At 44.2% G+C, this 21,014-nt stretch carries 19 protein-coding genes; 4 read left to right on the top strand and 15 right to left on the bottom strand.

Features of this window, described 5'->3' with window-relative positions; all coding sequences use genetic code 11:
• Positions 1-101: 101 nt before the first annotated feature.
• From R7Z50_RS06155 to R7Z50_RS06205, 11 genes are all read right to left on the bottom strand, one after another.
• Positions 102-1,466, bottom strand: a complete 1,365-nt coding sequence (locus R7Z50_RS06155) for an O-antigen ligase family protein (protein ID WP_005377645.1) — start codon at positions 1,464-1,466, stop codon at positions 102-104.
• Positions 1,463-2,893 (bottom strand): lipopolysaccharide biosynthesis protein, encoded by a 1,431-nt coding sequence (locus tag R7Z50_RS06160; protein ID WP_017820656.1) that lies wholly within the window; start codon positions 2,891-2,893, stop codon positions 1,463-1,465. The genes R7Z50_RS06155 and R7Z50_RS06160 overlap by 4 nt, the downstream gene beginning before the upstream one ends.
• Positions 2,886-4,058, bottom strand: a complete 1,173-nt coding sequence (locus R7Z50_RS06165) for a glycosyltransferase (RefSeq protein ID WP_318148952.1) — start codon at positions 4,056-4,058, stop codon at positions 2,886-2,888. Before R7Z50_RS06165 ends, R7Z50_RS06160 begins: the two co-directional genes overlap by 8 nt.
• An 11-nt stretch (positions 4,059-4,069) precedes the next feature.
• Entirely contained in the window at positions 4,070-5,254 is a 1,185-nt protein-coding gene (locus R7Z50_RS06170) for a glycosyltransferase (RefSeq protein ID WP_158173880.1), read from the bottom strand.
• A gap of 144 nt (positions 5,255-5,398) precedes the next feature.
• Positions 5,399-6,469, bottom strand: coding sequence for a glycosyltransferase family 4 protein (locus R7Z50_RS06175; protein ID WP_053303084.1), 1,071 nt, complete (start codon positions 6,467-6,469; stop codon positions 5,399-5,401).
• Entirely contained in the window at positions 6,444-7,970 is a 1,527-nt protein-coding gene (locus R7Z50_RS06180; protein WP_158173881.1) for a sigma-54-dependent transcriptional regulator, read from the bottom strand. The genes R7Z50_RS06175 and R7Z50_RS06180 overlap by 26 nt, the downstream gene beginning before the upstream one ends.
• Before the next feature lie 308 nt (positions 7,971-8,278).
• Positions 8,279-8,659 carry an Hpt domain-containing protein gene (locus R7Z50_RS06185; protein ID WP_005377636.1) on the bottom strand — a complete coding sequence of 127 codons (381 nt, stop codon included), beginning with the start codon at positions 8,657-8,659 and terminating at the stop codon, positions 8,279-8,281.
• An 11-nt stretch (positions 8,660-8,670) separates the two neighbouring features.
• The gene (locus tag R7Z50_RS06190) at positions 8,671-9,357 is read right to left on the bottom strand and encodes an AAA family ATPase (RefSeq protein WP_054576898.1); all 687 of its coding nucleotides are present in this window, start codon (positions 9,355-9,357) and stop codon (positions 8,671-8,673) included.
• Positions 9,357-11,459, bottom strand: coding sequence for an SLBB domain-containing protein (locus tag R7Z50_RS06195; protein WP_054574139.1), 2,103 nt, complete (start codon positions 11,457-11,459; stop codon positions 9,357-9,359). Before R7Z50_RS06195 ends, R7Z50_RS06190 begins: the two co-directional genes overlap by 1 nt.
• A complete protein-coding gene (locus R7Z50_RS06200; RefSeq protein ID WP_017634930.1) occupies positions 11,456-12,322 on the bottom strand; it encodes an OmpA family protein in 867 nt (288 codons plus the stop codon). Before R7Z50_RS06200 ends, R7Z50_RS06195 begins: the two co-directional genes overlap by 4 nt.
• A 26-nt stretch (positions 12,323-12,348) precedes the next feature.
• The gene (locus R7Z50_RS06205; RefSeq protein WP_017634929.1) at positions 12,349-12,669 is read right to left on the bottom strand and encodes an STAS domain-containing protein; all 321 of its coding nucleotides are present in this window, start codon (positions 12,667-12,669) and stop codon (positions 12,349-12,351) included.
• A 423-nt stretch (positions 12,670-13,092) separates the two neighbouring features.
• On the opposite strand from R7Z50_RS06205, the gene R7Z50_RS06210 reads away from it, so the two are divergent.
• On the top strand, positions 13,093-13,938 hold the full coding sequence (locus tag R7Z50_RS06210) for a DNA ligase (RefSeq protein WP_318148953.1): 846 nt from the start codon (positions 13,093-13,095) through the stop codon (positions 13,936-13,938).
• A 15-nt stretch (positions 13,939-13,953) separates the two neighbouring features.
• Here R7Z50_RS06210 and R7Z50_RS06215 read toward each other — a convergent pair whose 3' ends face one another.
• Together R7Z50_RS06215 and R7Z50_RS06220 are read right to left on the bottom strand one after the other, a co-directional pair.
• A complete protein-coding gene (locus R7Z50_RS06215) occupies positions 13,954-14,952 on the bottom strand; it encodes a DUF3080 domain-containing protein (RefSeq protein ID WP_054576897.1) in 999 nt (332 codons plus the stop codon).
• 133 nt (positions 14,953-15,085) lie between these two features.
• Positions 15,086-16,456 carry an MATE family efflux transporter gene (locus tag R7Z50_RS06220; protein WP_005377626.1) on the bottom strand — a complete coding sequence of 457 codons (1,371 nt, stop codon included), beginning with the start codon at positions 16,454-16,456 and terminating at the stop codon, positions 15,086-15,088.
• 392 nt (positions 16,457-16,848) lie between these two features.
• On the opposite strand from R7Z50_RS06220, the gene R7Z50_RS06225 reads away from it, so the two are divergent.
• A complete protein-coding gene (locus R7Z50_RS06225) occupies positions 16,849-17,460 on the top strand; it encodes a riboflavin synthase (protein ID WP_005377625.1) in 612 nt (203 codons plus the stop codon).
• A 75-nt stretch (positions 17,461-17,535) separates the two neighbouring features.
• Here the strand turns inward: R7Z50_RS06225 and R7Z50_RS06230 are convergent, their stop codons facing one another.
• Both R7Z50_RS06230 and R7Z50_RS06235 read right to left on the bottom strand, forming a co-directional pair.
• Positions 17,536-17,730 carry a CPXCG motif-containing cysteine-rich protein gene (locus R7Z50_RS06230; protein WP_017634925.1) on the bottom strand — a complete coding sequence of 65 codons (195 nt, stop codon included), beginning with the start codon at positions 17,728-17,730 and terminating at the stop codon, positions 17,536-17,538.
• 253 nt (positions 17,731-17,983) lie between these two features.
• The gene (locus R7Z50_RS06235) at positions 17,984-18,850 is read right to left on the bottom strand and encodes a fructosamine kinase family protein (protein WP_042522943.1); all 867 of its coding nucleotides are present in this window, start codon (positions 18,848-18,850) and stop codon (positions 17,984-17,986) included.
• A gap of 224 nt (positions 18,851-19,074) precedes the next feature.
• Here R7Z50_RS06235 and R7Z50_RS06240 point away from each other — a divergent pair, with 224 nt between their 5' ends.
• A complete protein-coding gene (locus R7Z50_RS06240; RefSeq protein WP_158173882.1) occupies positions 19,075-20,049 on the top strand; it encodes a response regulator in 975 nt (324 codons plus the stop codon).
• A complete protein-coding gene (locus R7Z50_RS06245; RefSeq protein WP_025766666.1) occupies positions 20,049-21,011 on the top strand; it encodes a GGDEF domain-containing protein in 963 nt (320 codons plus the stop codon). The genes R7Z50_RS06240 and R7Z50_RS06245 overlap by 1 nt, the downstream gene beginning before the upstream one ends.
• Positions 21,012-21,014: the final 3 nt, after the last annotated feature.

Here is a 21,014-nt window from a genome sequence, read left to right on the forward strand (position 1 = left end):
GTCTTGGTTATTTGATTACTAATTAAGTGAGTAATCACAATGCGTGCCAAGGAATTAGCCATTTTAAAACAGTGAGTTATGGGTTTTGTTTATGTTTGAAACTAGGATTTCTCATTTTGACAGTCACTTTGAACAATTCGGCTAACGACAACTGTTAATGCCGCTAGAATGTAAATTGGCCAAGTGAAACCTTGAGTCAGAAACGTACCTGATACGATGGTACCGATAAGCCCACTTAACACGGCGTTTGCACCAACAGAGAGGGTGTAATCTGATTTTGGTGTCAACAATGAGATGGAATGCAAAGAGGTGCGGATCAATGACACAATTAAAGTAATGAACACCGCGAGCCCGACAAAACCCGTTTCTGCTAACACGCCAAACCAAGTGCTATGGACGGCGTGGTTGATACCATCCCAGTGTGGGCTGTAGAAATAGTAATTAAAGTAGAAGTTATCTAGACCTACGCCAGTCAACGGGTGATGCAGCGCCATTTTAAATGCCGCTTCCCACGCATAAAGTCGCCCCATCGCAGAGGCATCTATACCATCCTCAGCGGCTCCCCCCGATTCTCGTCCTGAAATACCAGCGAATGCGTAGAGTACGATCGCTGCGATAGCGCCTAATACCAAGACTAATGTTTTGCTTTTGATGTGTTTAAAAGCAAAGTAGGCAAATACAGACAGCGAACCTAGTAACCCCCCGCGGCTCTGCGTCTCAATGATCGCAAAGAACAAAACCAAACAGGTGATAAGGGCAAAGAGCCTGAGATGCTTGGGGGAATGCTTCTCCATCAATTGACTAACGGTAAAGGCAAGGGGAAACATCAGCACTAGTGCCAAATCGTTAGGATCGCCAAGTACTGAACCTATGGATCGTCCTATCGACACGCGCGTCCCTTCAACCAAATCAATGCCATTCGCAGCGTTTTGTAATGCCACTAAGCCAATCAATAATCCGGCGAAAATAATTGCTTTTGACATCTGTGCGAGCTGTGAAGGTTTAGTAATAAGCCAGGTGATGGCCAACGTCATAATGATGATTTTCCAATAGGTGTTTTTGAACACCGTTATTGCGATATCACGACTGGAAGCGAATATGATTCCGATGATCACCAGACCCCAAAATATACACAGCCACTTTAATGAAGGGTGCCAAAAAGCTGTAATCTGGCGGCTTATAAGAAGGTGAAAAGCGAGTGCGGCGAGTGCCCCCAATGATAACAGTAATGGGATCTTGAAGTTATAGATAACAGGAAAGGCTTCGTGAATACGAAAGAATGAAAAAATAACGAACAGTGTGACAAGCCAAAACGTTTGATTGAGAACAAACAGTAACGCGAGTGGTGCGAAACACAACGCAACAATCAAAATGGGATGAGGCATAACAATCCAAAGCAGGCCGATACAGACTGTAATCGTCAGTGCTGCGATGGACTGTTTTGTTCTCACCTTGGTTTCATTCATAACGAGTATCTCTTCACCTGTCCACGCCGTTTCACTATGTATCGAGTGAGAGCATTGAGCGTCTCTTTACTCATGTAGCGAGTGGCTATCCCTGCCAGCAAACTGCATGTCAAAATGCAAATTGCGATGGCGATTCCTATTGATTGTGAAGAGTGAAGCAGGAACAGTGCCACACCGGATATAATCTGTAATAAAACCATCAGACTGAGGTGAAAAGGCAACGTCATACATTGTTGGCCTACTACATAAGTCAGGCCCAACTTACACAGTTGTGCGTAATAAAGCGCAATGAACACCCCATAAATACCCAGAGAAGATAAGCCAAACAGCAAAGCAATCGCAACGCACGCAGAGACGACATTTATACCCAGTAGCCAGCGAGTACGACGCTTGTACAAAATGGAGATGTTAATCAACTCACTCCATTCTTTTAACATGGCGATAGGTAGCAAGAATAAGCTGAATAGTACCGCCTCATGATAGGTTTCTGGCAGTAAGTAGGTGATCATCACCATTGCTAATGTGCCGACCACTACACTCAAACCTGTAATGTAAATCATACCTAAGTGTGTGATGCGCACTGCTTCAGTGCTCTTGCGCCCTTCTAAGTAGTTAAATCGACGTGGCATCCACCACATGCCAAACGGCTGCACTAAAATACACATGCCCACTGCAAATTTTACCGCTATCGCGTAAATCCCTAACGTCGCAAGAGAAGTGTTGGCACCAATGAACCAGCGTTCAGCGCCATTGAGACAAAATGCTACTAAACCGGCCATCATCATTGGTAGGCAGTAGTTTAGGTATTGTTTTGCCAATGTCAGCTTAGGAAGGGTGACATTGTAACGGTTAACGATGTGCAGCCAAACAAATTGAGTAATAGCAGCCAACAAGCCCCCCCACAAAACAGAAATAACATGGGGATGAACAGACAGCGCCGCGACGATAAAAATGACCTGAAAAATGGTGGTAGTGACCATGACGTTAAGCAGTGTTCTTGCTTTGTCGTCTTGTGTTCTTAACCAGGCAGTGCCGATTGCAATACTGCCTTCTAGAACGATGGCAAACATAACAATAGCAAATTCGACTCGCGTAAAAGGCGCGGGAATGGGGGCGATTAAAATGATAGTGAGCAAGCTAAGAGCGACGACGCCAGCGATGAGTAAAGCAAGTGAGTACAGCTGGTTTAGTAGGCTTGTGCGCGTATTTTGATCCTTTTCAACGCCGACGAATCGATAAAGCGCTTCATGCAAAGCGAAACTGACAAACAAGGTCGTAACAACACCAAAGGTTGTTAGAAGCTCAAGCTTGCCCATTTGTTCTGGTGAGAGAAAGTGGGGCAATACAGGCAGCATGATTAGGCTGATGCTTTTATTGATCACTAAGGCGATAGCAAATAGCGTCATGTTGGTCATTGCTTTAGACATGATCATATCCTTTGATGTCTCGCGGTGTCTTGAGTGTGCAATCATTGTTGGTAGCAATTTCGGCAGCAAGGTGCTGGGCGATTGGCAAATAACAACGTTCGGCTGTGTATAGTTGAGAAACATTAAGTGCTTCGATACCCATCGTTACTTTCATCCACGGCGATTCATTCAAAAGGCGAATTGCGTTGTGTAGCGAAGCCACATTGTTAGGCGTGTATTTAATACAATTTCGGCCGTGAGTTAACACGCGGTCCCAATAACTATCATCATGTGGAATGACGACACACATACCTGCAGCGAGAGCCTCCAAAATAGATAACCCAAAAGGTTCGTTGATACTGGTGGAAACAAACACACCACACTGTGAACGCAATTCATCTAAGTTGTTTGGGCACTCATGCCATTCAACACCTTGTGTGTTGAAGTCCGGTGTTGAATATTCCACACCTGCCACGTTAGGTTTGATGTAACACACGGTGGATTTGATCTTTTTCGACTCATCAAGTGTTAAAGCATCAAGCAAAAGATCGATGTTCTTCCATTTTAGTAAGCTAGCTGCCCAGAAAACGCGGCTTGAAATCGGATTCGATTGTTTTGGCCAGCGATCTTTCGATAATCCATTAACAAACGTAGATGTATTCAAACCACACCAATAGCGTTCGGTGGCTGGCTTCTCTGTTTTGAGGTAGGCCTGTAATGCTTCTACCATTGATTCGCGGGTGTTTGCCAAGTAGTAAATTGCCGATGCTTTTACTAAGCAGTAGCCAGCAGATCTCGATCGTCCAATAGGGCCATGAACCATCTGTACCACAGGCTTTTTGCTAATTAATCGTAGTAAGTACAAAGGCATATCATTACTTGGGCAAGATAGGCCCAAAAAGCTATCTATTTTTGGCAGCTTCATGCACGCGTAGAGAAGTTGGAGAAAGTAGTAAGCGTTCATCAACCAGTAGGTCAGTCCATGAGTCGAGTTAAATGGTGATGGTTTTATTTTTATAACTTGCACACGCGGTGTATCACTAAGCAGTGACGCCCAATGCTCTGGATTTGTAGTGAGTAGATAACCAATCACGTTCAGCTTATCGCACTGCTTAAGGAGCTCTGCATTCGCGATTTTGGATCCACCTTGCATTGGGATGGCGTCGAACATCAATACACGTTTCATGACCGGGCTCCTCAATTGATGCTCAACCAGCGTGAAAGAGGCTTCATGCAGTGAGTCATTGGCATTGGTGTAATGGCGTTGTTATTAAGTTCACCTTCGTAAATACGTTCAATAGCGTTGATAGATGCAGTCGTCGTTAAGTTCTGGCTAGCATGTAGGTAAGCGTTTTCCGCCAGCTTGTTTCTTAATGCTGCGTCTTGCATGACTTGTTGAATCGCGTTTAACAGGCTCGCCATTCCACTGTTCTGGTACAGCAATGCAGAGTGATTATGCTCGAACAACTCAGGAATGCCTCCCGTTTTAGGAGCCACGATAGGCAGTTGAGCTAAAGCCGCTTCCCCGAGCACGAGACCAAAGGCCTCTTCATAGGCGCCGCTAATAAAAGCGTCTGCATTACCACACATCCACTCTCCGGCATTGTGTTGCTCCCCGACAAAGTGCACTCGCTCTTGGATACCAAGATCCGCGGCAAGCTGTTGCAATGCTTCTCTTTCTTCGCCGTCACCAACAATAACAAGGTGAGGGTTGTGGTGGTGGTAGTTGTGCATGCGCATTGCGCGAATAAGGCGGTCGAACCCTTTGCGCTTAATCAGCGAACCCACCGACAGAAAGGTAAAGGCCTGTGATGGGATTCCGAGTCGATCTTTAATGTCGATGGGTGTATCCACGCCTTGAAGTGACACGCCGTTGTGTACGACATGAAGTTGGTTTTGCGGGTAGCCGTCCTGAAGAATTTCGCGTCCAACATCTTTGCTAACGCAAATCAATTTTGGAGAGAGGTGAAGTCCGAGAGAGAAGCGATCGCGCAATGTATAATGGCAATGAAGTTGCGTGACAAGTGGTATATGATTCATGCGAGCAGCCAAACACATCCATTGACAAGGGCCGCCGCTATTGACGTGTACCAAGTCGATGCTGTGCTTTTCGATCAAAGCTGAGCCTTGTTTGATAAGGCTATTCCACCCGCTAATATCCCAGCGTGGAGCGCTCCAACCACCCACCAAATTGAAGGATGAATGTTCCGCTTCAATTCCGAGCGATTGGCACTTATCGATTAATGGTTGGCAGTTTGACCATACGAATGGCTCAAACTTATTGCGGTCGATTCCTGAAATGAGATCCAGAAGCACCACTTCACTGCCGCGAATCCAATTATCACCATAATGAACATATAGAATGCGTTTTGGCGTAGTCATAAGTCACCTCTGTCTCATCATTAATCTGCGTTAACTGCTGAGCTGCAATAGAGATGCCAAAATATGCCATTAGTTTATGTGACTGAATCTTATATGATATTTATGTTTGGAACTCATCATTCTCATATTGAGAACCAATATGGATTAGTGATCCGTTTCAATTTGATATTTTTGTAGCAATACGGGAATCACACTTTGCGCTGAGAAATCATCAATGATGGTTTGTCGAGCATTCTGGCGAATGAGTGATTGTTGCGCTTCACCAATCGACATCCAGTCATGAAGACATTTAGCAAGAGAGGGAATGTCTTCGACGATAAAACCATTTTTACCCGTTTGGATAATATCTGGAAGACGACCTACACGTAAGCTCATCACGGCAATGCCTCTCGACATGGCTTCAAGCGCCGCCATTGGAAGACCCTCATAACGAGAAGAGATAATAAGTACGCTGATATTTTCCCAAACACCTTCCATATCGGTTTGATGGCCGAAGAAAGCCACATTTGGAGGGGCAGCTTGATTAAGCGACTCTTTTTCCGGGCCATCACCGTACACACTAAACTGTAATGTTGGACAGAGCCTCGCTACCTCAATAAATTGATCGGCGCCTTTTTCCTGACTCAATCGGCCGACAAAAGCGATCTCCTGATAGTTGAGTTGACTGTTGGGAATCGAAACAAAGTTATTCAGCAGTTCTGAAGAACAAAAAACTTTGCGCTGAATACTTGGACTAACAGCAAAGCAATGGTTGGATAGGCAGCCTGAGCTTCTATCAAGCCAATCGTATAGCCATAGTTTCCCTGAGGACGATTCACCAGCATGATAAGTTGAAATCAAACGAGGAAACGTACGGGTGAGCAGTTTGGCGCAGCGCGACAAAATCGACGCTTTATAACCATGGGAGTGAACCACTGAGGGTTGGTGATTGGCGACGGCGCTTGTTAGGTGTTTAATTTTTAAAGCTTTATTGGGCTCGCCAGACAAATAGTTTAAGTAACTCACAGGGATCGCGACTTCTTTTGCCTTCTGTACAATCTGAGCGGCTGGCGAATACTCAGTGGTTAGCACAACTCGAGCTTTGTTTCCAAAGGCGATTAATCCCCGAGCTAGCTCGATAACGTGACTTTCAATGCCGCCGAATAGACGGCTATCAAGCAAGATCCAAATTTCACCAATGGCAGGTTTATCAAGATTGTTCGAGATTAATTTCATCCGCTTCCCACGCTTGTTTTTTTCGGTAAACCGTAGATGGGCTTAACTCCAGCATGACAGCGGCGTTGAGAACGTTGCCATCACAGTACGCAATTGCGTTTTGAATTGCTTCACGCTCTACTTGCCACATAGGGCGAATGGTTCCATCAGAGTTAAAGTACGGTGAGGTAGCAGCAGAGGACGGTGTACCAGGCTGCTCCGCTGCGGTAATCGACGGTTCGACCGCAGAAGGTGAAGGTTCCTCAGTATAACCAGGTGGTGGTGTGATTGGTGCAATGTTTGCTGACTCTTGAGCAACATGCGCAGGCGTCGTTGTTTTCGTCACTTTAGACTTTTTAGTAAGTTGAGCGGGTAGGTGGTTCACCGTGACTTTTTCGTCGTTATTAAGCACCACAATGTTACGTATGATGTTTTGTAGTTGCCTTACATTACCCGGCCATTCGTAATGCTTGATGATATGTTGAGCTTCGCTGTCGATTGTTGAGAATTTCTTTTTGTCCTGTTTGGCGTAAGTGGTCAAGAAGTACTTGGCAAGCGTGACAATGTCACTTCCTCGTTCACGTAATGGGGGCATATCGATAGGTATAACGTGCACACGGTAGTATAAGTCTTCACGAAAACGACCTTCTTCTACCTCTGTTAATGGATCTCGGTTAGTGGCACAAATGATTCTCACATCCACTTTCATTTCTCGAGTGCCACCAAGAGGGGTGTAAGTGCCCGTTTGTAGAAAGCGGAGCAACTTCTTTTGCATCTCTAGTTCCATTTCACACAGCTCATCAAGAAAAAGCGTGCCACCATGTGCCAGCGTCGCCGCACCTTTTCGATCTGTTGTTGCTCCAGTAAAGGCCCCTTTAACGTGACCAAAAATCTCACTTTCCATCAAATCTCGTGGAATAGCCCCACAGTTAATTGCAATAAAAGGCTTGTCTTTACGGTCGCTCTGGCGGTGGACGGCTTCAGCACAAACTTCTTTACCTGTGCCGCTTTCTCCCACAATAAACACACTGGCAGAAGTTGGCGCAACAGCATCAATGGTCTTGTATACCGCCTGCATCGGGAGGCTTGAACCGATGAATCCGTGATAGTTGTGGCGATCAAACTTGGACTGAATATTTTCCACCAAATCTTCCAATTTGGCGCGTTTGAGGTGCAATGCGACTGATGTTTTTAGGCGATCAGCGTTTATGGGCTTTTCTAAGAAATCTTCCGCACCTTTTTGAATTAGATTAACGGCTAAGTCGACGCTGCCGTGTGCCGTAGCAATAATAACGGACGTAGGAATGTCATTCTGGTTGATCCAATCCAACACGTCTTCGCCAGACATGTCGGGCAGTTTCAAATCGAGAATGATGAGCTGAGGTTTGCTTCTTTCAATAAATTGAATCGCGTCGCGACCTGTCTCGACATGAAAAATGTCATAAGGTTCGTCTTTCACATACTGCTTATAAAGTATGGCTAGTGAAGTAGAGTCCTCTACCAGTAACACCCTTGGTCTCATAGTCCCATCCCAACGTAGTTTGTTTCATTTTTTATGATTTTTGTCAGCACTACTATTTGGCATTATGAGTGGTTTATAGCTCTCTAGTGCTGAAAATTCTCAATTTGAGAAAAGCGTTATTTAAGTATTAGCACAAGGTAGGAAATTTGCGAAAAATCCATACTTTTTAATTGATTAAGTTATACCCAAATAATTTCAAGGTGTGTAGCTTGGCGAGGGTGACTGAATTTGGAGCCTAAATTTCTGAGATGATGTCGGCATCGCGCTTTATCAAACGCGATGCTTCGCTAGGGAGTAAGACACTGATACTACTCAAACCCTTGAGCTTTTCGCTTTTCTAACGCATCAAACGATTCATTGGCGAGTTGAGGAAGTGTTTCACAAAGCTCCAATGCTTTTGGTATTTTTCCTTCGACACAGTACTTCTCAATCATTCTTGCTTGTCTTGAAAGCGTTCGATTGCCTAGAGCGAGAGCAGAACTGCCCAGTGTGTGAACCTCGAACTCTAATGTTTGAAGGTCTTTTGTGCTTAATGCTTGCTCTATTTTCTCCATGCGATCGCGTGACTCTTCGACATAGTGATCAATCAAGGTAGGGATGATTTCGGCGCACGTATCTTTGATCATTTGCTGAAGAATATGCTCATCCACTAATTCTTGCTCGATAGTCAATGTGTTATTTATCGTCATAATAGCGCTCCCTATAACATAAACAGTTCGCTTTTTTTAATTTGCTGGGACAGTTTTTCTTTCCACTTTTTTGGTAAGAAACGCAGCTTGGAAACTTGGCGGATTAACTCATCTTTCAGGCTTGGAGTGTGCTTCATGTTCAGTACAGAACCAATCAAGTTCGCATCGCTAGCATCGAGTAGCTTTTTGGCTTGCTCGAGCTGGATTGCAGTCGTAGAGCCATAATGCGCTACTAACAAAGTAGCATCACATACGCCAGCAATCACTTGAGGCGCAATATTGCTTCGGTTGACACTGAGAAGAGGTGATGTATCTATCACGACGCGCTCGTACTGCGTTAACCATTGTGCAATGTTTTGTTTCAGCGTTGTTGGGTCTCGGTACGCTAACTGAGTGCTGGCGAGAGATGGAGCAGGGAGGCCGACTAAAGTTTGATGTGTATTCTCTCGTGTGATCAAATGGCCAACCTTCTCGTCATCATCAAATTCGTGAACAGTGTGATAAGCGGGTTTGAATAAGTTAAGGTCTACATACAAAGTATTGTGGCCTGCTAAAACCAAGCGCTCTGCAAGAGATGAAGCCACGGAAGTGACACCATCTTCAGATTTACAACCCACAACACAAATCGTTTTGTGGCCTTTCTGTTCACTCTGAAGATAAATTTGTTCAATCTCAGCGTGAGTTGCAGGAATAGTCATTACAACGCTCCTATTAACACGATGGTTGTGGTGATTTGTAAAATATCTCTTAATCCGGCCCTCGCTTTTTCAACAAAGCTTTCGTCTTTATGGGGAATGTAAATCGTGTCGCCTGCGCGAATGACTGGCAGCTCATAAATGTTGGCTGTTTTACTAAAGTTCACCAAATCAAATGTTCGGGCTTGGCCCTGGCAGCAAGACATATTGACCACACTGATCTTTTCAAGGTAGGCATTGTCAGTTGGTCCTCCTGCTTCCGCTAACAGATCAAGCACAGTCATGTTGTCATTGAATACGTATCGCCCTGGGTCTCTTACTTCACCTAATACGCGTACCGTGGACTCTTTTGAACGATCTAACCAGTTTTTGTTTTTTTCTGGAATGTAAATGGTATCACCAGGACGAACGTGGGGCAGAATTGATTCATCACCTGTTTCAAAGTACATCGATAAATTCAATTTACTCACTTTGGCATAACCTAGGCCTCGGTGTGTGACACGGATGTTGTGAATATCTGCATCCATTGTCGGTCCATCGGCGGCAGACAAAATATCCAGAAAATGCATATCTTCAGTGAAACGATAGCGCCCAGGTGCATTGATTTGCCCGAAAACGTATATCGATGCGTCAGAGCTTTGGCTTACCCATTGCGATTTATTATCGGATGGGTCGTCAGGCAATGCATGTACCCTTACTACTGTACCAGCGGAAACTTGAGGTAGGCTTGATGTTGGTGAGCCATCCAGAATGTATTGGTCTAAGTCAAATTGTGTCATTTGACCGTTATTGGCGACTTCAATTTTGGTGGTATCAGCTCGTCGAGTTGGGCCTCCAACGTGTGCAAGCAGATCAATCAAATCCATTTCGTCTGACCACTCGATGCGTCCAGGGCGAACAACTTCTCCCATCACTGCGACCGCTCGACTAGGTGCTACTTTTAACCAAGACTTCTCATTGAAATCGGTTTTCTCCGGTACGAAAATCGCGTCTCCTGATCCAACATTTGGTGGTCTGGCTGAAGATAGTCCTTCTGTATGCGCGGTAAGATCGAATTTGATGACTTTGCCATCGGCTTTTATAACGCGAATTTGGCGAGATTCTGCGTAGCGAGTGGGCCCGCCAGCGTTGGCGAGGATATCCATGAAGCTAGCGCCTTGCTTGCCTTCGTATGCCCCAGGATGGGCGACTTCACCCATCACGTAAACCACATTTGCACCTGCTTTGATTTCTTCTTCCTGTTTTGGGACAAAGATGGTGGCACCTGGCAGGATCTCCGGCAGTAGGCTTTGGTCTCCAGTATCAAGGTACTTTTTCAGGTTAAACATGGTTGGGTTATTGTTTGTTATCACGCGAATTTGCTCAACACTGGCATATCGTGTCACGCCGCCAGCTCGCATTACGACATCAACTAGCGTGGTGTTTGGCTTGTATGAGAACGAGCCAGGTGCGTTGACTTCACCAAAGACTTTGATTGCACGAGCGGAATCTGCGCTGTCACCTGAATTCGCGAGTTTTGCTGCATCAAACTCTTGCTCAATATTCCCTACGAGTGGGGAAGCGGGGACAAATAAGACATCCAGTGATTCTAGTTTTGGCAGTTGGCTATTGTCACCCGTATCAAGGAAGCGTTTGTAGTCAAATTCAATGTTTTTATTTCCACGTTTCACGATCATTTTATCAAGCTGAGCCCCAGCGCGCAGGCCGCCAGCTTCGTACACAAACATTTGAATGTTGGACCCAGAAGGTAAGGTATATTCACCGGGTTTGACCACGTAGCCTTGAACGGACACTAACAACTGTTGCTGTTTAATAAAAACTCGAGCGTTGTTAACGTCACGATACACGGTCTTTAGCCTGTCGATAATCACGTCTTGGAGTTGTTGTTCATTGTAGCCGGCCACTAACACAGGGCCGACTTCTGGTAAATTAATTCGTCCACGACGATCAACCTGAAACCCTTGGTTTAACGACGCCTCTCCAGGTAAGTTAATCTGTATTAAATCACCGACCTTAACAGTATTGCTCTCATCCGCTATGGAAGAAGGTACCCACGCGACCAGACACAACAACATTAAGAGGATAAATGGTTTCATCGTGTTCATAGCGCGCCTCCTGCCGTTGGGTTGCGGTTTATTGAGGTATCGCTATCTGAATTAGGGCTAATAACCTCGATGCTTACTCGACGATTAGTTAAACGCACGGCGGATGTTTCACCTTCATAGAGTGGCAGGTTGTCTCCGACAGATTTGGTAGTGACTCTCTCTGAAGTGATACCAAATACGGTTAGGTAACGCTTTACTTGTTCCGCACGCGCTTGAGCAAGTTTCTGGTTGTAATCGGGTGTTCCAGTTGCATCCGCATGCCCCGTTACTACAAGAGATAGGTTGGGGTGGTCACGTAAAATGTAGGCTGCTTCTGCCAAATGTCCCATGTACTTCGGGTTGATTTCTGCTGAATCGACAGCAAACTGGTTGTCGATATTAAGTAGTGCATAGATATCCGAGACTATGTTTAGGTCGCTACGTAGTGCTTCAATATCATCGGGCGGTGTGCAAGTTGTTTGGCTCAGTACGTAGTCGAGTTGTTGTTCGAGCTGGTTTAAGCGTCGACGCTGAATCACAAGGTCGTTGGCAGCGTCGAGTAAAAGCCCACCTTCTAACTCGCGCGCAATTCTATTTTGTTTTTCAAGGGCCTGAACAACTGCCGCAGGAAAACACCAGCGCGCGCCCTCTTGGATTAGTGCGTCTAGATGTAACTTGGTCAATTGCCAATCAAACCTTAACCCATGTTCTGGACCTAAAGGCTCGTCAGGCATTACTGGGGAAAACTGATAATTCTCGATCGAGATATCTTGATAGCTTTCCGCCAAGCCACCTTTCCCGTGTTCTGGGTAGTCAAACGACGAACAACCAAACATGCCGACAACAAGACCGCTTACTGCATATCGTCGTAAAAGATTTACCATGCCAACCTCCGTTTAAACCGGTATTTTTAGTGTCCTTTTGAGTTAACGGGAATGGCATGGTTGATACGAAGCAAGCTCATGATTTCTAAAGGTTGGCCTGATACGTTTTCAATACTCATGCTTCTTTCACGTTCAACTAGACGCTTATATAAGTAAACAATGGCACCAATCCCTGAAGAATCAAGAAATTGGACGTGCTGTAGGTTAATTTCGACTTCTTTGTGATGATTGTTGTGAATTACTTCATCAATGTGATGTTGTGCTTGTCGACAGCCGCTTGCGTCTAAGTCACCAAAAAACTCAATGGCTAACTTGTCTTGATTGATTTCTAGTTTGCGTAATTCCATGACTCTGTCTCCGTTTGTTTTTCTAATTGGATATAGAGCAGGTAACGTGCCAATTTGAAATTAATGAAAAATCAAACAGTTAAATATTGTTAATGATATTGTTCAATTTGAGAAAGGACTGATTCTCAAATTGAGAATCAAAAACGCACAGAGAAATGGTTTGCTTATAAGAGGTTTTGAGCCGAAAGAAGTCGTTAGACCGGGGGAGGCACGTCATGATTAGATTCCAACTCGATTGACGAACCATCCGCCTTACGAGAATAATGTGTAACGACTAAATGCAAAACCTGTCTAAAGTTTATGATTATCTTTGCAAATTATTACTAATGTTGATTGTTATGAGTCGAAGAATAACTAGTAATAAATAGGTCATCGAGAGGACTTACGTTTCAATAAAGGCGATTTTTTGTACAAGGTCTTCTTATGCCATTAAAAATGACATTAATTGCGCTGGCTGTTATGGCAGCGTCTTCACAGCCTCAAGCGGATGCGTCTCTCGCACCACCAGTTTCTCTTGCACAAAGCTATCAGGATGGCATTGATGTGTCTGAATATTGGTATAGCGAAAAACTTGATGGTGTTCGCGCTTATTGGACTGGGCAACATCTCGTGACGAGAAATGGTAATCGAATCTACGCCCCAGACTGGTTTACAGGACCTTTGCCTGATTATCCGTTGGACGGTGAACTTTGGGCTGGGAGAGGTAACTTCCATCTTGTTCAGCAAACGGTATTAGATAAAACTCCTGTAGAGTCTGCTTGGCGACATATCGACTTTATGATCTTTGATATGCCATATTCCGCTGGTGATTATCGGAAGCGTTATTACAACATCAAAGCCTTAGTGCTTGAAGTCGACCAGCCTCATATCAAATATGTCGAGCACCGAGCCATTCAAAATGAAGCTCATCTGTTTACACTGTTGGATAAAATTTCAATATCCGACGGTGAAGGGGTGATGTTGCGGAAGGTATCAAGCCGCTATCAGGCTGGACGCGGTAGTGATTTGCTTAAACTAAAACGATACGCAGATGATGAAGCGTTAGTTGTGGGTTATAAGCCAGGAACAGGGCGCTTATTAGGTATGATGGGAGCAATGTTAGTTCGCTTACCAAATGGCATTGAGTTTTACATCGGTAGCGGATTTACCGATGAAGTGCGTCGCCAGCCTCCGAAAATTGGTTCAACCATTACATTTAGATATAACGGTTTTACACATACTGGTAAACCACGTTTTGCTCGATTCTTGCGTGAAAGGTTGAAGGAATAGAACGCTCTGCACTTACTAGTTGCCAACGGTTACGCCACATCGTTTGAAGAGACCCTGCCAAAACTGAACGTGGTTTAGGGTTTCTTGCCTAAATGTCCTATGTGCCTCAATGATGCCATACTGGTGACCATGGAGTTGCATACGGTTCTCCACCAAAGTGGCACCATCATTAAGTTGTTGATAGGTGCTGTCTAAATAAGCCAAATAAGGTTGCACTTCTTCAACGTAAATGGATTGAAAGACATTTCTTAAGTAGCGGAACTGGGTGGTGTCTCTGTTCGGCCCGCACAATACATTGCTCTGGTTCTGCTCAAGTAGCTGAGTTGTCGCTTTTAACCAAAGGGATGTGTTTACCATTGAATAGTAAAGTCGTCCGAGTAAACGAGATTTCTCTAACTCTTCTTGATATTGCGTAACTTCCACATCGGGTAGACGTGAGACCGCGCGGTGGGGTAAATCATACATTTCGCTGAAAATACGATAGACATCGTTAATGCGTGCAATATCATTCGTCGTGTCTTGAGATAGCCAATCAGAGGCAGTTAGTTGCTTCTGCATGGCATCACTTACGAGTAGTAAGTTGTCGAGATGAATGTCTAAGTGTTGCCACTTGGTTGAGTAAAGCTCTGTCAATGTCGCGCGTTCTTCATCGCTAAGTGGAAACTCGGATAAACATCGATGCATGACTCTTAAAAGGGCAGTTTGATAATCAAAATCATGAAAGGCATCCTGCACCTTTCCAAGTTGCGAGTTTTTCTCAGCAAGTAAATTGAAGAGTCCGCACTGTCGTAATTGATAGCTCTCTAGCAGGCCAATAGATAGCCTTGGCAATGGCTCGAACAAAACGCGTTTCGCAGGAATCGTTACCGTAGACTGTAATTCTATTGGAATAGCAGGAGCTTCCAATACATTGGCTACACGTTGATGATACTTATCAAACATGGCGTTCTCTGGATTAAACCAGTTATCACAACCATTAAGAATCAAGATTAAGAACAATAAAATAGACCGCACAAATATCCTTTTTTCTAACTTCGTATCCGTTGTCTAGAGAGCAAAATCAACCGTTTTGTAATCTTGTTATAAGTATACTCAACCGTGTGATTATTCGATCAAAAAAGCCAGCGGATGCTGGCTTTTTTACTTTTTATTGAACTGAAAAGTTCAATTGCACTTCTGGCTCTTGGCGATGCATCCAACGCATTCTGACGCCTAACATAAAGGCCGCAGAAGATAGGCCGATGATAAAACCAAGCCAGAAGCCTTGTGCTCCCATTGGCTCGACAATCCAGTCTGTACGGCCAAGGACGTAACCAATTGGCAGCCCAAGAATCCAATAAGCAATAAAAGTACGGTTGAAGATGGCTCGCATGTCTTTATAGCCGCGTAATGCACCAGCTGCGATCACTTGAACCGCATCCGTACATTGATAAACAGCGGCAAACACGAGCAGGTGCATCGCCAGAGTGATGACCTCTGGGTTGCTAGTATAAAGCTCGGCGATCCACTCGCGAGACAAGACGGTTAAAATCGCTGTGAGAACGGACAAAGCTAGACCAACCATAATGCCGACTCGTGACGCTACGCGCGCGCCATCTACGTTTTCTTCACCAAGTCGATGGCCGACACGAATGCTTACTGCTGCACCAATACTCATTGGTAGCATAAATACCAACGAGGAGAAGTTAATCGCGACTTGATGCGCTGCCACAATGATAGGACCCAGTGGTGAAACGAGCAGCGCAACGACAGCAAACAGTGTCACTTCAAAAAACAGTGCTGCTGCAACAGGAAAGCCGAGCTTGAATAGACGAACTTGCGCTTTCCATTGTGGGCGATGCCATTCTCCAAATAGGTTGATGCTTTTCAATCGCTCTGATGTCATCACATACAGCAATAGCATGGCAAACATGACCCAGTAAACAATCGTGGTTGCTACACCACAGCCAACACCGCCTAATTCAGGTGCACCAAACTTGCCGTACACGAAAATCCAGTTTAGAGGAATGTTGAGCAGCAAACCGATAAAGCCAATCACCATTGCCGGCTTCGTCAATGACATACCATCCGTAAAGCTTCTAAGCGTTTGGAAAAGTAAAAAAGCGGGTACTGCTAATATAACGGCATGAATGTATCCCACCGTTTTTTCTGCCATCAGTGCTTCAACATCCATCAGCCCGAGAATAAACTGGGTTTGAAGCAGGACTGCAATTATCGGCACACTGATCAGCAATGCCAAAACGACGCCTTGCTGAATTTCAAACGGGATTTTCACTCGACGACCAGAGCCATTTAACTGTGCGACAACAGGGACCAATGCCATTAATAAACCCACCCCAAACAAAATGGATGGTAGCCAAATACTTGAAGCGACAGAAACCGCAGCCATGTCGGTGGCGCTAACGCCGCCAGCCATTACGGTATCAACAAACCCCATACCAGTTTGAGCGACAGATGCGATCAATACCGGGGTCGCCAATTTGATAAGACTTGATGCTTCTTCTTTATAGCGATGCACGAAAAATACTCCAGAGCGGAACAATAAGTTGAAAGAATGAGAGTACTCGAGGGCAAAAGATGTGGTGAACGGATCTGATGGTTGATTTTAGTCACGATAAGGTGAAAAAATGCCTCGGAGAAACTCCGCGCAAATGATAAACAATTGTATGTTTATATTCCATAGCTAGGTAGCGAATAGTCGATAACACTGACTGGACGCTCTCCACGCTAAGGATACGCTTTTACTGAGAACAGCAGCGAATCACGGTAATGTTGAAGCATGCATGAGAACAAACCAGTGTTCATTAAGCCATGGCTTTATCGTCTGCGGTCTTTATTTCCGACCTGTAGCGCAATGTTTAGGGCTTAGTCTTCGACTACAGTTGGTATTAAATCAATAGGTAAAAAGAAATGTTTACAGGAATAGTTCAGGGTACGGCGAAGGTCGTTAAAATTGATAAAAAAGAACGCTTTCAAACGCACGTTGTCGAGTTAAGCGATGAACTTTGTAAAGGGTTAGAAATTGGTGCATCCGTTGCACACAACGGATGTTGTCTAACTGTGACTAAGATCGAAGGCAACCTTATCAGTTTTGATTTAATGCAAGCGACATTGGCTCTTACTAATTTAGGTCGGCTGGTGGAAGGGGATAGCGTAAACATTGAGCGCGCGGCTAAGTTTGGTGACGAAATAGGCGGGCATAGCATGTCTGGTCATATTAGTTTAACGGCAGATATTGTCGATATCATCGATACGCCCAATAACCGCACGATTTGGTTCCAACTGCCGCAAGAATCAATGAAATATGTATTAGCGAAAGGTTACATTGGTTTAGATGGCTGCTCGCTAACTATTGGTGAAGTTGAAGCGTGTCGTTTTTCGGTACACCTAATTCCAGAAACCTTGCAGCGAACGCTTTTCGGAGTGAGACAAGTAGGGGAGCGTGTTAATATTGAGTTTGATCCTCAGACTCAAGCAATTGTTGATACTGTTGAGCGCGTTCTTGCAGCAAAACAGCTTTAGAATGAGAAAAAGGAGCCTAGTGCTCCTTTTTCATTTAAGCGTTTTTATATTTCTGATGTTCACATGCTCGAGCTGTTATTCGTAATTGTCATCGATAAATAGTTCGACCTTATCTTGTAACTCATCCACTCGCATATTTAGGTGGATAGCGTGGCAACAAGCTGGGCAATCATCATAAAACTCTTGGTCACCATTACTTGCATCTAATGTAATGCCGATAGAGTGTCCGCAATGCGGGCACTTTACATACCTTTCGGTATAATTTTTCATACAACAACTCCTAATCTCGCAGGGCTTTTAAACACACTATTCATCAATGAAGTACAGCCCTTTACTTACTTTGCCTACAAGGAAAATAGGCACAATCCAAAGTTAAGTCTCCTTTGATATTAGGCAGAGTTGTTGCTAATTGAGTCGAAATAAGTACAAAACTTGACCCCAAACTCAACCTTGAGCTTAGGGTGATTTTCTGTAGTGATGTGCCTCGAGATTTTACATCTTGAAATATGCAGTGGCTTCCAAATTAATAAGAAATGATTTTATTAATAACCAGTTGAGCCTGTTCCAAGTAATGGCCGCCAAACAAATTACAATGGTTGAGAACATGGTAAAGGTTATAGATATCTTTACGTTCCTCATAGCTTGAAGAAAGTGGCATAACCGATTCGTAGCCTTGATAAAATTCTGGCTGAAATCCACCAAAAAGCTCTGTCATCGCAATATCACACTCCCTGTCCCCCCAATAGCACGCAGGATCGTAACAGATAGGACCGAATGCAGTGAGTGCCGCATTTCCATTCCATAAATCGCCATGCAACAAAGAAGGTTTCGGAGCATGGTTTGCTAGCCGCTGTTTTACGACGTCGATAAAGTCATCGATATCAACCAAGGTGACGCCTTTTTCTTTAAGGAGCTGTAATTGCCAACCTATGCGTTGCTCAGCAAAGAATACACACCATTTCTTGTGCCATTTGTTGGGCTGTAGAGTCGAACCGAGATAGTTGTCGGTATCAAAACCAAACTCTTTTTGCTCGCCCCACTGGTGTAGGTGAGCTAATTGCTGCCCAAATTTAAAGCTGTTGGGACCATCTTCTAATGGTTTCGTTGGAAGGTAGTTAAGAATTAGGAATGAGGCATTTTTGGTTTTACCAACCAATACCACCTCAGGTACAAATAGGGTGGATGTTTCACGCAAAAGATGCAGGCTTTCAGCTTCTACCTCAAATTTAGACAAAAACTCGCGATCGTTAATTTTCACAAAATAACGTTGCTCGCCATCATTGATCATGTAGCTTTCACTGATATCCCCACCAGACAGCCTTACTTTTTCCGTGATCTGGTAATCGAACAATAAAGTATCAGAAAGCTGTTGCGATATTGCTTGCCACATACAAAACCTCGCGAATCTATTTGACCACCAATAGTTTAGGATAAATAGCAGGGAGTTGGCGCTATGTTGAGCATACTTAGTAAAGAAACCTTCCTCTTAGTGTAGTCAATTTGTATAAATGTGAATCAAATCGCTTATAAGCCTCTGATTTGTTGGCTTAGCATATGGAGATGAACGTTTACAACAGGTATTATGATTTTTTTGACGTTAGTTCCATTGGTGGCATGAAAATACTGATATGTGATGACTCAGCTGTTGCAAGAAAGCTTATTGCGCGTTCTATCGTACAAGATACATCATTGCATCTTATTGAAGCGCAAGATGGTTATGAGGCGCTTAATATTCTTGCTGAGCAAAATATCGATATTTTGTTTCTCGATTTAACGATGCCCATAATGGATGGTTTTGAGGTCCTCGAATCATTACCTGTTAGTCAGTACCCGACCAGCATCGTCATTATTTCTGGAGATGTTCAACAAGAGGCAAAACAGCGCTGTCTCGATCTTGGTGCTCAAGCTTTTATCGCTAAGCCTCTGACAGAAGAGCAGGTGCTCCCACTATACGAACAATTAGGGCTGCATTATGCGTTCAAACCTAGTCATTCGGTTGATTCTAAAAACCAGGGGTGCGAAGAGCTTTCCTTACTAGCCAAATTCCGTGAAATTGCGAACATTGCCCTTGGTAAAGGGGCTGCGATTATGGCCGACCATTTACATGAGTTCATCCAACTTCCTGTTCCTCATGTTGGACCTTTGTCCTACGGCGAGCTTCATATGACACTGGTTGATGTGGTTGGGCGTGACAGTTCCGTTGCGGTAGCGCAGAGGTTTGTCGGTGGTGGTATTCACGGAGAGGCACTGGTGTGTTTACGTGGTAGGGATATCAATCAGATTGGGGAAAAATTAGGTTACCTCCTTGAGTTTACGCCTCATAATGAAATCATCTTGAATATCTCTAACCTACTGGTTTCGTCATTTCTCACATCATTGGGCGATCAACTCGACAAGCAGTTCTCACTTCGTCAGCCAGGCATTGTGGATACCTTAACACCTTATTGTGAAGAGCAAGGCGAGTTGGGCGAGCTCTTTACTATCGAATACACCTACATGGCAGAAGCGCTCGATTTCGAGTGCGAGGTACTGTTTTTAATTGATAAGCCATCCGTAGAAATAATCTATGAAATCATGGAGCTAATCTAATGTCCGATATCACGCTGGACATAGCAGACTTTCATTGGGTCACACAAATTCTCGATACGATGGATTCAGGGCTTATTGTTTTGGATCAAGAGTATAAAGTGTGTGTGTGGAACAGTTTTATGCAGTCATACAGTGGCGTTCTATCACAAGAAATTCTTGGTGAATGTTTATTTGAGCATTTTGAAGAGCTGCCAAGAACTTGGCTAGAAACCAAGATAAAAGCTGCCGCCGATCTGGAAACTCGTTCTTTTTCTAGCTGGGAAAACCGACCGTACCTTTTTAAGTTCAACAATTTTTCTCCGGTTTCAAACAGCAGTGATTTTATGTATCAAGATATCGTGATCACGCCGTTAATTGGGCTTTCAGGAGAGGTCAGCCACATAGCGATTCAAGTCAATGATGTTTCTGAAACTGCGAGAAATCGCATTCATTTGAAAGAAACAAATCAACATTTGTCGGAAATCAGTCGCAAAGATGGTTTAACAGGTTTATTTAATCGCGCTTATTGGGAGCAATCATTGAAAGATGAGTTTGCTCACTTAAAAGTTATCGACGGACCATGCTCATTAGTAATATTCGATATCGACCACTTTAAGAAGGTGAATGATACTTATGGTCACCCGACAGGGGACGAAGTCATTCGTCGAACCTCTGCCTTGTTGAGAAAAACAGCAAGAAGCAGTGACATCTGCGGTCGTTTTGGTGGTGAAGAGTTTACGGTACTACTTCCTCACACAAACCAGGAGCAAGCTTGCTATTTCGCAGAGCGTTTGCGCAAAAGAATTGAGCAAGAGATCGTGAAAGTGGAAGATTTTTTGATTAATTACACGATAAGTATTGGTGTTTGCGAGTATAAGCCTTATTTTGAAACTCACACTCAATGGTTAAAGAGTGCCGATGCTGCGCTGTATCGTGCAAAAGAAAATGGTCGTAACCAAACCTGTTTGCATGAAAATGACTGAAAT

It is taken from the genome of Vibrio sp. 1249-1, from assembly GCF_033340495.1.